This is a genomic window from Parajatrophihabitans canadensis (assembly GCF_053764775.1).
Genome location: NZ_CM132445.1, coordinates 841,444 through 854,339, shown reverse-complemented (window position 1 = coordinate 854,339; position 12,896 = coordinate 841,444). Strand labels below are relative to the sequence as shown.

At 64.2% G+C, this 12,896-nt stretch carries 13 protein-coding genes and 1 tRNA gene; 3 read left to right on the top strand and 11 right to left on the bottom strand.

Features of this window, described 5'->3' with window-relative positions:
• The first annotated feature begins 131 nt into the window (after positions 1-131).
• Positions 132-407 carry a hypothetical protein gene (locus ACSMXN_RS04125; RefSeq protein ID WP_155958370.1) on the top strand — a complete coding sequence of 92 codons (276 nt, stop codon included), beginning with the start codon at positions 132-134 and terminating at the stop codon, positions 405-407.
• Between the two features lie 6 nt (positions 408-413).
• Here ACSMXN_RS04125 and ACSMXN_RS04120 read toward each other — a convergent pair.
• A tRNA-Leu gene (locus tag ACSMXN_RS04120) sits at positions 414-486 on the bottom strand.
• Between the two features lie 98 nt (positions 487-584).
• Positions 585-2,027, bottom strand: a complete 1,443-nt coding sequence (locus tag ACSMXN_RS04115; RefSeq protein ID WP_022913305.1) for an FAD-dependent oxidoreductase — start codon at positions 2,025-2,027, stop codon at positions 585-587.
• 226 nt (positions 2,028-2,253) lie between these two features.
• Here ACSMXN_RS04115 and ACSMXN_RS04110 point away from each other — a divergent pair, with 226 nt between their 5' ends.
• The gene (locus tag ACSMXN_RS04110) at positions 2,254-2,580 is read left to right on the top strand and encodes a DUF4235 domain-containing protein (RefSeq protein WP_022913304.1); all 327 of its coding nucleotides are present in this window, start codon (positions 2,254-2,256) and stop codon (positions 2,578-2,580) included.
• A gap of 51 nt (positions 2,581-2,631) precedes the next feature.
• On the opposite strand, the gene ACSMXN_RS04105 is transcribed toward ACSMXN_RS04110, so the two are convergent.
• The 7 genes from ACSMXN_RS04105 to ACSMXN_RS04075 all read right to left on the bottom strand — a co-directional run bounded on the left by ACSMXN_RS04105 (position 2,632) and on the right by ACSMXN_RS04075 (position 8,037).
• Positions 2,632-3,663 carry a Ppx/GppA phosphatase family protein gene (locus ACSMXN_RS04105; RefSeq protein ID WP_022913303.1) on the bottom strand — a complete coding sequence of 344 codons (1,032 nt, stop codon included), beginning with the start codon at positions 3,661-3,663 and terminating at the stop codon, positions 2,632-2,634.
• Positions 3,653-4,237 (bottom strand): DUF501 domain-containing protein, encoded by a 585-nt coding sequence (locus ACSMXN_RS04100; protein ID WP_022913302.1) that lies wholly within the window; start codon positions 4,235-4,237, stop codon positions 3,653-3,655. The genes ACSMXN_RS04105 and ACSMXN_RS04100 overlap by 11 nt, the downstream gene beginning before the upstream one ends.
• Positions 4,234-4,728 carry a septum formation initiator family protein gene (locus ACSMXN_RS04095; protein WP_155958369.1) on the bottom strand — a complete coding sequence of 165 codons (495 nt, stop codon included), beginning with the start codon at positions 4,726-4,728 and terminating at the stop codon, positions 4,234-4,236. The genes ACSMXN_RS04100 and ACSMXN_RS04095 overlap by 4 nt, the downstream gene beginning before the upstream one ends.
• Before the next feature lie 7 nt (positions 4,729-4,735).
• A complete protein-coding gene (eno, locus tag ACSMXN_RS04090; protein ID WP_022913300.1) occupies positions 4,736-6,022 on the bottom strand; it encodes a phosphopyruvate hydratase in 1,287 nt (428 codons plus the stop codon).
• Between the two features lie 93 nt (positions 6,023-6,115).
• On the bottom strand, positions 6,116-6,622 hold the full coding sequence (locus ACSMXN_RS04085) for a DinB family protein (RefSeq protein WP_022913299.1): 507 nt from the start codon (positions 6,620-6,622) through the stop codon (positions 6,116-6,118).
• A gap of 29 nt (positions 6,623-6,651) precedes the next feature.
• Positions 6,652-7,395 (bottom strand): MazG family protein, encoded by a 744-nt coding sequence (locus ACSMXN_RS04080; protein WP_022913298.1) that lies wholly within the window; start codon positions 7,393-7,395, stop codon positions 6,652-6,654.
• 12 nt (positions 7,396-7,407) lie between these two features.
• Positions 7,408-8,037, bottom strand: a complete 630-nt coding sequence (locus tag ACSMXN_RS04075; protein ID WP_155958368.1) for a hypothetical protein — start codon at positions 8,035-8,037, stop codon at positions 7,408-7,410.
• Between the two features lie 131 nt (positions 8,038-8,168).
• Here ACSMXN_RS04075 and ACSMXN_RS04070 point away from each other — a divergent pair, with 131 nt between their 5' ends.
• Positions 8,169-8,531 (top strand): MmcQ/YjbR family DNA-binding protein, encoded by a 363-nt coding sequence (locus tag ACSMXN_RS04070; protein WP_022913296.1) that lies wholly within the window; start codon positions 8,169-8,171, stop codon positions 8,529-8,531.
• A gap of 46 nt (positions 8,532-8,577) precedes the next feature.
• On the opposite strand, the gene ACSMXN_RS04065 is transcribed toward ACSMXN_RS04070, so the two are convergent.
• Together ACSMXN_RS04065 and mfd are read right to left on the bottom strand one after the other, a co-directional pair.
• The gene (locus ACSMXN_RS04065; RefSeq protein ID WP_022913295.1) at positions 8,578-9,174 is read right to left on the bottom strand and encodes a YdeI/OmpD-associated family protein; all 597 of its coding nucleotides are present in this window, start codon (positions 9,172-9,174) and stop codon (positions 8,578-8,580) included.
• 48 nt (positions 9,175-9,222) lie between these two features.
• Positions 9,223-12,810, bottom strand: a complete 3,588-nt coding sequence (gene mfd / locus ACSMXN_RS04060; protein WP_022913294.1) for a transcription-repair coupling factor — start codon at positions 12,808-12,810, stop codon at positions 9,223-9,225.
• Positions 12,811-12,896: the final 86 nt, after the last annotated feature.

The following is a 12,896-nucleotide window of genomic DNA, read 5'->3' as shown; positions in this document are numbered from 1 at the left end:
CAAATCAGCCCTAAAGGATGATGCGCCACGGCTGCGTGGACGTTGATGATGTCTAGTGACGGCGAGCGAGCAGCGAACGATTCTTGGTGTCGGCGTCACGCGATGACAGGGTGCTGATAGGAGTTGGGGCAATGTTCGTTAACAGTGACCGCCACGCCAGCCCGCGAGAGGTCTACCTACCGTCGGTCCCCACCTCCGTCCCGACGTCAGCGTTGCTCGCGGACGAGCGGCTCCGAAAGCTCGCGGTCGAGGACGCGTGCTGGGCCTTTGCCTTCGAGGACTGGCAGAGCCGCCGGCCTAGCTGCTGGAACTTCCGCATGCGGCGCGCTTGGCGTCGCGAGGAGGACCACCTCGAGGACGCTCGCGAGGCACTCAGGGCTTTAGCCGACCAGTGCGGGTGCCCTTAATTCCGGTGCCCCCGGTCGGACTCGAACCGACACTGTGCGGATTTTAAGTCCGCTGCCTCTGCCATTGGGCTACGGGGGCGCCCATCAACTGCAGCCCACAGACTACGGATCGACTCGGTCGCAGCCGAGTGCCACCCACCCCAGCCCCACTGCATCACCGCGCCGCCGTGCCCGGTGTCAGGCGCTCTCGGCGGGCGCGCCAGCAGCCAATCCAGGATCTCGCGCGGCCTGCACTTTCTCGGCTGAGGGACCGCCGCCAGCGGCCGTTTCGCTCTCGATCGGCGTGATGGCGGACGTCCATTCGTGGCGCGGCATTTGCAGTTGACCGAGGGACACGACCTCGCGGGGAAAGAACAGGGCCTCCGTCCAGTCGGCAAGTACCCGAACCTTGCGGTTGAAGGTCGGCATCCGGGAAACGTGATACGTACGGTGCACGAACCAGGCAAGGATTCCCTTTACCTTCACCCCATAAAGCTCTGCAACGCCGCGGTAGAGGCCGAGCGAGGCGACCGAGCCGACGTAGGCGTGCTTGTAATCTTTGAGTTCTTGACCGTTGATCGCGCGAGCGAGGTTTTCTCCGAGCACACCGGCTTGGCGGACGGCGTGTTGGGCAGATGGTCCGCAGAGGGCGTTCGGGTCGTCTTTGGACAGGTCAGGAACAGCCGCACAATCCCCCGCCGAATACACGCCCGTGACCCCGACCGCGCTGAGGTTCGCGTGACAGATCAGGCGGCCCTTGTCGTCGCTGGGCAGATCCGACTTGGCGATCAGCGGATGCGCCTTTACGCCTGCAGTCCAGACCAGCGTGTCGGCGTCGAACTCGTCGCCGTCGGACAACACGATATGACCGCCGACCGCGGACTCCAGCCGGGTGCTGAGCCGAACGTCGATATTGCGCTCGAGCAATCGGTCCACCGTGTACGAGGCCAACGACACCGACACCTCGGGCATGACCCGATCGGCGGCTTCGACCATCACCCAATGCATCTCGCTCGCCTCGATCGTCGGGTAGTACCGGCACGCGTACCGAGCCATGTCCTGCAACTCGGCAATGGCCTCGATACCCGCGTAACCGCCCCCTACAAAGACGAAACTGAGTGCCCGGCGACGGATCACCGGGTCCTCGGTGGATGCCGCGAAATCGAGACGTGAGAGGACGAAGTTTCGCAGGTAAATGGCCTCGCCGATGGTGCGGAACCCCACCCCCTGCTCGGCCAAGCCGGGGATTGGCAAGGTTCGGGCCACCGAGCCCGCCGCGACCACCAGCATGTCGTAGTGCAGGTCGTAGGCCGGGCCTTCGATAGGAGCGATCGTGACAGTGCGGGTGCTATGCCTGATGTCGGTCACGGACCCGGTGATCACTCGGCACTTCTTCAGGACCCGCCGCAGAGACACTACGACGTGGCGCGGCTCGACGCTGCCCGCAGCAGCCTCGGGCAAGAACGGTTGATAGGTCATGTTGGGCTGTGGATCGATCACCACAATCTCGGCGCGGCCGCCCGACAATTTCTTCTGCGCCTTGAGTGCGGTGTACATGCCGACATAGCCGCCGCCGACAATCACGATGCGCTTCGGTCCACCATTCATCATGCCCGTCCCCTGCACGTCGCGTTCGACCATCGGTGCGCCAGGTTGGCGGCGATTGCCACGACACTTCGCGCTTCACGTTACTGACCAGTACAACGTGAATCCATAGCCGGGGCATTCCGCACGCATGGGTCTCACGCCTGCTTGAATTGGCTGGTTAGATGGTCGAGCGAGCTCAGACAGCAGCTCCTAGAGTCAGCTGGGGACAGACGGCTGAGACGAACGGCCGGAATATGCGGCTGAGACAACCGGAGGACACATGGCTGGTGGCGCGAGCAGGTTCGCATTCAAGATGCTGTCGACTGCGATCGCCGTCCCGGTTAGCCGGCTGATCGCCAAAGGAACCGCCAAGGTGTGGCGGGCCGCGCGGCCGGGCAATCCCCCGCACAACCCCAAAGAGGTCCAGACAAGTTGGCCGGATGCGCTGATCTTTGCGGTCGTGGCCGGCTTGGGCGCCTCGATCGCCCAGTTGCTGTCGACCAAGGGGGCCGACACCATCTGGCGCGCGGTCACCGGGCGGCCGTCGCCGCGCCCGGAGGAGCCGAAGGCCGGGACGAAGGCAGCGCAGGAGACTGCGACCGTCTAAGCCGCGCCGAAGCGGCAGGCGCCGCTGCCCTCGCGGTCAGAGGTCGCAGCGCTAGACGAGGCTGAGGGCGATGCCGTCCAAGATGTCGTGCTCGCTCGCGATGACCTTGTCAGCTTTGATGAACTCCATGACCGTTCGCAACACCAGCGCACCGCCCCCGATCACGTCGACCCGGCCGGGGTGCATGACAGGTAGTGCGGCTCGTTCGACTCGACTCATGCCGAGCAGCCTGTCCGTCACCTCGGCAACCTGGTCAAAACTGATCTCGGAGCCGTGAATCGTATCGGCGTCATACGCGCTCAAGCCAAGCGCGATGGCTACGATCGTCGTTACCGTCCCGGCGACGCCGACGAACGCAGCCGCGTCCGCTACCGGCACGGCCTCGGCGGCCAACCGCAATGCTTGGCGCAAGTCGGACACGGTCGCTGCGACCTGTGCGGCGGTTGGAGGGTCATCGTGCAGATGACGTTCGGTCATCCGCACGCAGCCGACGTCCATACTGAAGGACGCGATCACCTTACGATCGTTGGGTGATCCAAGTACGAGTTCGGTGGAGCCGCCGCCAATGTCAGCCACGAGGAGCGGGTCGGCCACACCGGGCAGGCCGCCAATCGCGCCCGTGAAAGAGAGTGCGGCCTCGGCGATGCCGCTGATGACCTCGGGTTCAATGCCGAGTACGTCGCGCACCATCGACGTGAATTCGGCGGCGTTTGCAGCATCCCTGGAGGCCGAGGTCGCCACCATCCGTACTGCCGAGACGCCCAAGGAGTTGATCGTCTTCGCGTAGTCGACCAGGGCGAGACGGGTTCTCTCGATGGCTGCAGGTGAAAGCCGACCGGTGCGATCGACGCCTTCGCCCAACCTGACGACCCGCATCTCGCGGTGCACATCAGTGAGCGACGGCGCCCCGCCAACAAGGCCCACGGTCGGGTCTGCGATCAGCAATCGGATCGAGTTAGTGCCGCAGTCAATACCGGCAACTCGGTTCGACCCCGGGGCCGGACCAGCGGGCGCGCCCGTCCCGCCGTTTGCCAACTCGGTTGCCGACCCGGCCCCCGAGGCGGCGCTTGAATCAATCCCCATTGCTGTCCTCGCGATTCACGCACGGGCCGTTGGACCACCAGGGTGACAGCATCGCCAAGGCCTCGTCGCCCAACGGGTTGACACCAGGACCGACCGCAAGCGAGTGACCGACCAACACGTGCAGGCATTTGACCCTGTTCGGCATGCCGCCAGCAGAGACTCCGGTTATTTCTTCAACATGTCCGTGACTCTCCCGGCGGGCGAGATAGGCCTCGTGCGCGCGGCGGTAGGCCGCGGCCAAGCTCTGGTCGACCTTGAGCCGATCGGTCATCTCACTCATCAGCCCAGACGCCTCAAGCGTTCCGATCGCCGAGGTCGCTCGCGGGCAGGTCAAGTAGTAAAGCGTCGGAAAAGGCGTGCCATCGGGCAACCGCGGGGAGGTCTCGACCACGTCAGGATTGCCGCACGGGCAGCGGTGTGCCACCGAGCGAATTGCCCGCGGGCTGCGGCCGAGCTGCTCGGCAACCACCGCTCGGTCGATATCGTCTACGGCGTCGACTTCAACCGAAGTCCCATCCGTCCGTGGCTGCCTGCCTGCCTCTGCCTGGCCGCCACCGTTCGCGGCCGATGTCATTTCGCGTGGTCGGCGTTCTGAACACTCGTCCAGAGCATGGAGTTCCAGCTCGGTATGTGCCCAGACCGCGGAACCGAGTCGGCTGCGGCTGAGGTGTCGGCCTTCGGTGTGCCGTCCGGGTTCAAAACCGTGTACAAGGTGTCGCCGGGCCGAACGTATTGCAATCGGGTACGGGCCTGCCTCTCGACGAATGCTGGATTCTGCCACTGGTCTGATTCGTGTTGCAGCTGCGCTACGTGGTCTCGCAGCTCCTGCTGCTGATGTTGCGTCGCGGCAACGCCATCGCGCCGATTCAGGTAGGTCTGAAGCGGCGAGGCCAGCACCACCACTAGAAAGAGCGCCATCCCGATGATCATCATCGACCGGCCCGTCAGTTGTGGCCGCTTGAGGTGCATGGCGTTCAACGGTCGAAGCTTCACGGCCTCGGCGTTACCGAGCTTCGGCCCCCGACCGGTTGGACCCGGCCGCGTGTCGGTCGGAGCAGCAACCATCGTCAGCTCAACGCCCTGTCGGCTTGTACCGAGGGAACGCTCCGGCACCGGCGTAGCGGGCCGCGTCGTCCAGCTCCTCCTCGATACGCAACAACTGGTTGTACTTGGCGACCCGCTCCGAGCGCGCGGGAGCACCGGTCTTGATCTGCCCGCAGTTGGTGGCCACGGCCAGGTCCGCGATCGTCGTGTCCTCGGTCTCACCCGAGCGGTGACTCATCATGCATCGGTAGCCGGACCGATGTGCCAGGTCCACCGCGTCGAGGGTTTCTGTCAACGTGCCGATCTGATTCACCTTCACCAGCAGGGCATTCGCGGCTCCGGTCGAGATGCCTTTGGCCAATCGCTGCGGGTTCGTGACGAACAGGTCGTCACCGACGATCTGGGTGAGTCCACCCAGCTCGTTGGTCATGGCGATCCAGCCGTCCCAGTCCTCTTCTGACATCGGGTCTTCGATCGACACGATCGGATAGTTGGCGACAAGGTCTTTGTAGTACGCGATCAACTGGTCCGAAGTCTTCGCCGCACCCTCGAACTGATATGCGCCGTCGGAGTAGAACTCAGTTGCTGCGACGTCCATCGCGAAGACGATGTCACTGCCGAGTTTCAGACCGGCCTTGTCGACCGCTTCTGCAATCACGTCCAGCGCCGTGCGGTTGGACTCGAGGCTCGGCGCGAAGCCGCCCTCATCGCCGAGCCCGGTGGACAGCCCCTTCGCCTTCAGCACTGCCTTGAGCGCGTGGTAGACCTCCGCACCCTGACGCAGGCCTTCGGCGAAGGTTGGAGCGCCGATCGGCGCGATCATGAACTCCTGGACGTCGACGTTGGAATCGGCGTGCGCGCCGCCATTGAGGATATTCAACATCGGGACAGGTAACAGATAGGCGTTCGGGCCGCCGAGATACCGGAAGAGTGGCAGATCGGCCGACGACGCCGCGGCCTTGGCCACTGCGAGCGAAACGCCGAGGATCGCGTTCGCGCCGAACTTCGACTTGTCCAGGGTGCCGTCCAGGTCGATCAGGGCTGCGTCGACCAGACGCTGCTCGCTGGCTTCGAAACCGAGTAGTTCCGGACCGATGTCATCGAGCACGGCGTTGACGGCCTTCTGCACGCCTTTGCCGTTGTACCGGTCGCCGCCATCACGCAGTTCCACTGCTTCGAACGCGCCCGTCGACGCACCGCTCGGGACGGCCGCGCGCGCGAGGGTGCCGTCATCAAGCGCCACCTCGACCTCAACGGTCGGATTGCCGCGCGAATCCAGGATCTCGCGGGCGCCTACAGCCTCAATGGTGGCCACTTCGAATGTCCTCTCGCTGACGCGTCTGCTGTCTACCGGCTAACACTTGTCGGCTTCGGGCCAGCCTATCGGGCGTCGACTCTGAAGCCACGCTCACTCGCCGGTCGCACCGTCGATTGACTGCCGAATGAGATCGGCATGACCGTTGTGGCGGGCGTATTCCTCGATCAGATGCACCAAGATCCACCGTAAGCTCGGCCGCTCGCCCTGACGAGTCGGCTTGAGCGCGATCGCATCCAACGAGTGCGAGGCAGTGATCTCACGCGAGATGGCGAGCTGCGCGTCGAAGGTCGCCCACACGGCCGCCACCGAGGCGTCGTCGGCCTCGGTTACTTCCAGGTCGCCATCGCCTGGACCGTAGAGATAGCTGACCGGGCCGCCGGCGAGGCGTTCGGCGAGCCATGAACGCTCCACATCGGCCAGGTGCCGGAGTAGGCCGAGCAGGCACAGGTCCGATGGCGGCACAGCGCGAACCAGAAGCTGGGCCGGGGTCAGCCCCTGGCACTTCTGTCTGAGGGTTTCGCGGTGATAGTCGAGAAATGCGGTCAGCGTCATGCGCTCGTCCGCTGCCATCGGTGGGTCAACGCGTTCGATCGGCACGGTTCTCCTCAGACACGGTTCTCCTCAGATCAGTCTCGGTGTCCCTCCGCGCTGCGGATGGTTGAGCGGTAGCGCCGGGCACTAGCGCGCAGAGCCAACTCGGGATCGACACCAGCTTGCACGGCCTCGGCGACGATGGCGAACAGTTTGTCGCCGATCGCCCGAGCGGCGGCGTCGGCGCCTTCGATCTCATCCGGCAGGTCAACCGCGGCGACGATGCCGGCCTTCTGCGACCGGCTGATCAACTTGGCCGCCAGCGCCAGTGCTGGCTGGCCGAGCGGTATTCCGTCGGTCGCGGACTGCCGCTGCTTTTCCGCCTTCTTTATGGCGTCCCAATTGGAATTGACCTGCGCGGCGGAGTCGACGGAAACATCGGCAAAGACGTGCGGGTGGCGCCTGACCAGCTTGGCGACCAGATCATCGGCGACCTGGTCGATGGTGAATGGCTCGGGCGCCTCCTCGGCCAGCCGAGCGTGGAAGAGGATCTGTAACAGCAGGTCACCGAGCTCTTCTCGAAGTGCCGTCAGATCCTCGTCCTCGATCGCTTCGAGGGTCTCGTACGCCTCTTCGAGCAAGTACGGAGCGAGCGAGCTGTGCGTCTGCTCCGCATCCCAGGGGCACCCACCGGGTGAGCGGAGCCGATCCATGACGGCTACTGCCCGAAGTAGTGCCGCGCCTGGCACGGCCTCGCTCGCTGGCCCAGTCGAGTTAGCGACCCCGCTCGCTGGCTCAGTCGGCGCTACGGACTCGGTGGGTTCTGCGGGTTCGGGCATGGGTTCGAAAGGTCAGGGGGCCGCAGTCGGCGGCGGAGAAACATCGCCCGGCAAGGTGGCATCGATCGTCACCACACCCGGCAGCTGCGCCTTGCCGAGTTCGGTGAGAGCCAGCTTGGTCGGATCCCAGCTGCCGTAGCGGGGGCTGACTGAGATGCCGGTCGAGATCTTCTTCAGCGCCGCATTCAGCCCTGCCTGATCTGAGCCATAGGTCTGAGTGATGATCGCCGACAGCTCCTGGTTGTAGATCAGGTTTTGTTCGAACTTGGGTTCCAGACCCGCCTTGGTCACCTGGTCGGTGAGCGCTTGCTCTGGGTTACCTGCGAGGACGGTGGTCTTCGCCTTCTCCAGATCGGCAGGTGTCGGGGTGACGCCCTTCTCGGCAAGCAGGCGCTCGAAGGCCTCAGTCTGGATCAAGATCTCCAGAACCAGCGTCTTGGGCGCGGTCTGGGTGCCGTCAGAGTTGGTGATCGGCTCTGCACCCTCCTGCACGTAGTCGTTGAGATCGGTCTCGGAGAGTTTCTGACCGTAAATATCGGCCGCATCGCCAGCCTTGGAATCGCAGGCCGACAGCCCGATACCAGCAGCCGCAATTATGGGCAGCATGACCAGGGCGCGGATCTTCACAGCACGGACTTTCACAAGCGATCTCCGACTTCTCAGCGTTTGCGCCGCCATTCGATCGTTGCGGCGAACGCAAGTTTCTCACGTCAGCCTGTGCACTATCGGCGGCGGCCCACTCAGGGCACGCCAAAAGGTGGTACAAATCGGTCATGGATCGTGATGAGGTCATGAACTATGCGCTCGCCAAGCCAGGCGCCTGGCCGGACAGCCCGTGGGGGGAGGACCACGATGTGGCCAAGGTCGGCGACAAGATCTTTCTGTTCCCCTCGAGCGACGAGGCCGAGCCCTCGATCAGCGTCAAGAACACCGCTGAGGTAATCGAAGAACTCAAACAGCGCTATCCCGACCACGTCGGGCCGGCGCCGTATTTGAACAAGCGGCTTTGGGCCCGGGTGCTCATCGAGCAGCTACCCACCGAGGAGATACGTGAACTGATTGACGACTCCTACGAACTCGTAGTCGCCAGCCTGCCTAAATCGAAGCGGCCGCAGGGCACTGATCAAGTCCGCTGACCAACCCTAGTCGTTCTCGTCCCAGCCATCGATTCGAACACAAGAGTCAGGTGGGCCGTTTCGGTTGCGGGTGCGGCGTCTCACCCCTGGCCAACATGGCGACGAACTGCTCGATGCGCGAGGCTCGCGTTGCTGGCCGCTTGGCCTCGTTTACTCGATAGTACAAGGCGAAACGGTTCGCAGAGTTCAGCACGTCATACATCGATTGGGCGGCGGGTACGGCCGCGATCGCGGCCATCAGATCGGCTGGCATTTCGGCGGTCGACTGCGGCGCGTAGGCCTGTTCCCACCGCCCGTCGGCCTTCGCGGCGTCGACCGCGGCCTGCCCCGCCGGGGTCATCAGCCCGGCCTCGAGGAGCCGCGAAACGTGGCTGACGTTGCGCGCCGACCAGGGACTCTTCGTTCGCCGTGGCGTGAACCGCTGACGGTAGCTGCCGTCGTCGCGCTTGTGCACCTGGCCGTCGATCCAACCGAAACACAGCGCCTCGTCCAACGCGTCGTCGTAGGTCAGGTCAGTGACTGTGCCGCCCTTCTTGTGCAGTACCAACCACACCCCGGCCGAATCGTCGTGGTTGGCGACCAGCCATTTCCGCCACGCCGGAGCGTCAGGCAAGAGCAGTTCTGGGAGCTCGGCAGCGGCCATGCACGAAGCCTAGCGAGCCGAAGTTTGAGGACTCGCTATGAATTCCCGCTAGTTCGTCAGGACAGCTTCCAGAACCGGGCCCAGGACGGTGTCGAGCAACTCGACGCACCACTGCAGCAGCGCCTGATCCCGCAACGGTTCGCCACCGAATTTTGCGACCGTCCAGGTGCCGTCCGGGTTGGTGATGCCCTTCGGGCGGGTGGCGGCCATCGTCGATACCGGAGCTTTGTACAGCGTTTTCTCGAACATCCGTTGCAACCGGATCTGGGCAGATTCCGGGAGTTGCACCGGTGAGAACCGGACGGACTGGCCTTGCAGCGACACTTCCGTGACGCCGTACTTGCGACACACGACCTTGAACTTCGCAACTGCCAGGAGATTTTCGACCTCCAATGGCAGCGGCCCGAACCGGTCGAGCAGTTCCAACCGGACAGATTCGACCGCCTCGTCGGTCGTGGCCGAGGCAAGAGCCCGGTACGCCTCCAGCCGAAGCCGCTCCCCCGGAAGGTAGTCCTGCGGCAGGTTGGCATTGACCGGCAGATCGACCTTGACGTCGATGAACTGCTCCTGCTGTTCACCGCGGAAGTCTGCGACCGCCTCACCGACAAGACGGACGTAGAGATCGAAGCCGACGCCAGCGATATGACCCGACTGCTCGCCGCCGAGCAGATTGCCCGCGCCGCGAATCTCGAGGTCCTTCATGGCAACTTGCATACCCGCGCCCAGTTCGGTGTGCTGGGCGATCGTCGCCAATCGATCATGGGCGGTCTCAGTGAGAGGCTTTTCCGGCGGGTACAGAAAGTAGGCATAGCCGCGTTCGCGAGAACGCCCGACGCGCCCGCGCATCTGGTGCAGTTGCGAGAGGCCGAAGTTGTCCGCGCGTTCGATGATCAAGGTGTTCGCGTTGGGGATATCAAGACCGGACTCCACGATCGTGGTGGACACCAACACGTCATAGTCGTTCTGCCAGAAGCCGACCATGATCTTTTCGAGGGCGTCCTGGCCCATCTGCCCGTGCGCCACAGCGATCCGAGCCTCGGGTACTAGTTCGGCCAGCTTCGCCGCGGCACGATTGATCGATTCGACCCGGTTGTGAATGTAGAACACTTGCCCGTCACGCAGCAGTTCACGTCGTATCGCGGCCGAGATCTGGCGTGAGTCGTAGGCACCGACGAAGGTGAGAATCGGATGCCGATCCTCCGGTGGTGTCAAGATGGTGGTCATCTCTCTGATGCCGGTCAGCGACATCTCGAGGGTACGCGGGATCGGCGTTGCCGACATCGTGAGCACGTCGACCGAGGTTCGCATCGACTTCAAATACTCCTTGTGCTCGACGCCGAAACGCTGCTCTTCGTCGATGATCACCAGGCCGAGATCTTTGAAGCGGACAGTCTGCTGAAGCAGGCGGTGCGTACCGATGACGATATCGACGCTGCCGTCGGCGATACCGGCCATCGTGGCAGCCGCCTGCGCGTCACCGGTGAACCGAGAAAGCTCTTTCACAACAACGGGGAACTGGCTCATCCGACCGGAGAACGTCTGAATGTGCTGATGAGCCAGCAGCGTCGTTGGAACGAGCACCGCCACCTGCTTGCCGTCCTGAACTGCTTTGAAGGCGGCACGAACCGCGACCTCGGTCTTGCCGTAGCCGACATCACCGCAAATCACGCGGTCCATCGGCAGCGACTTCTCCATGTCGCCCTTGACCTCTTCGATGGCTGCTAGCTGATCGGGGGTTTCGATGAAAGGAAAGGCATCTTCGAGTTCGCGCTGCCAGGGCGTGTCGGGCCCGAACGCATAGCCCTTGGTCGCCATTCGGGCGGAATAGAGCCGGATGAGTTCGGCCGCGATTTCTTTGACGGCCTTGCGGGCGCGGCCCTTGGTCTTGGCCCAGTCGGCACCACCGAGTCGGGACAGCGAAGGCGCCTCGCCACCGACATACTTGGTTACCTGGTCGAGGGAATCCGTCGGTACGAAAAGGCGATCGCCCGGCTGACCCTTCTTGGCGGCGGCGTACTCGATGATCAGGTATTCACGTTCACCGCCGTTGATGGTGCGGCGCACCATCTCGACATAGCGGCCCACGCCGTGCTGTTCGTGCACCACCAGATCACCAGCGGCGAGCTGAATGGGGTCGATCGCGTTGCGCCGTCGGGACGGCATTCTCGATCGGTCGAGGGTTATCGAGCCTCGCTGGCCGGTCAGGTCGGATTCGGCCAGGATCGCCAGTTTGAGATCAGGCGATATCAATCCTGATTCAAGGTGCCCGCAGGCGACGATGGCAACGCCGGGTTGCAGTTCGTCGATCGTGGTCACCATTCGCACCGCGATATCGGCGCCGACCAGTCGCTCGCTGGCACGCTCAGCGCTGCCCTTGCCGTCGAACACGATCGCCAGACGCCAGCCGTCACGTGCCCAGCCGCCGACATCACCGAGCACGGCATCGGTGTCACCGCGATAGGTGGGCGCTGCCTCCAAGGCGGATGCGAAGGCAGTCTGGCCAGCGGCTTCGGCCAGTTCGGTGTCGGTGGTGAACGGTGACAGCGTCCACCAAGGCAGCGCGAGCGCCTCGGCCGTCTCGCGGACTTCGCCCAAAGACCGCAGCGATGCTGCCCCAAGATCGACCGGAGCCTTGCCGCCACCGGCCGCGGCCGCCCAGGACGCGGCCAGAAACTCCTCCGAGGTTCGCACCAAGTCGTCGGCCCTGGATCGGATGCGCTCGGGGTCGCACACCACGACATGGGTACCGGCTGGGAACTCGGCCAATACGAGCTCGAGCCGGTCGACCAGGACGGGGGCTAGAGATTCCATGCCCTCGACCGCGTTGCCAAGGCTGATGGGCTCGAGCAGTTCGCCGAGCTCGGGATATTCGCCGAGGAGCTTCGAGGCTCGCGCCCGAACATCGTCGGTGAGCATCAATTCGCGGCAGGGCGGCGCCCAGACGCCGTTCGGCGCGATCTCGAGCGACCGTTGATCGGCCACTTTGAAGTAGCGCACCTCTTCGATCTCGTCGCCCCAGAATTCCACCCGGAGCGGATGCTCTTCAGTGGGAGGGAACACGTCGAGGATGCCGCCGCGAACGGCGAACTCGCCACGGTTTGCCACCAGCTCCGTCCGGGCATAGCCGGCCCCGACCAGGGCCGCCACAATGTCTTCCAGTTCCCGGCCCGAATCGCCAGCCTTGAGTTTCACCGGCTCGAGGTCACCCAAACCCGGCACCTGCGGTTGCAGGAGCGATCGGACGGGAGCGACGACGATCTTCAACGGCCCGGTACCGGGATCATCGGCAGACGGGTGGCGGAGCCTGCGCAGCACTGCCAGTCGCCGACCGACCGTATCTGCGCGCGGCGACAATCTTTCGTGCGGCAACGTCTCCCAACCCGGATACAGCGCGACATCGTCCGGTGGGAGGAGGCAGCGCAGGGAGTCGACGAGATCTTCGGCTTCGCGGCCGGTGGACGTCACCGCGAGGACGGTGATATCAGCCCGCGCGGATCGCTGGGCCAGGGCGGCGATGGCGAGCGGACGAAGGGCTCCCGGTCCGGAAAGCGAGACTTCGTCCGTGCCTGCAGCCGCGACAAAGGACCGCAGAGCTGGATCGGCCAGGGCAGCGTCAATCAGTCCGGCCAGGCTCATGTCTCCAGCGTACGGGGGGCTTGCGACACGATTGTCAGGCCTTCGCAACGCCGGAATTGAGCAGTGCTCATTCGTGCAATACCTCA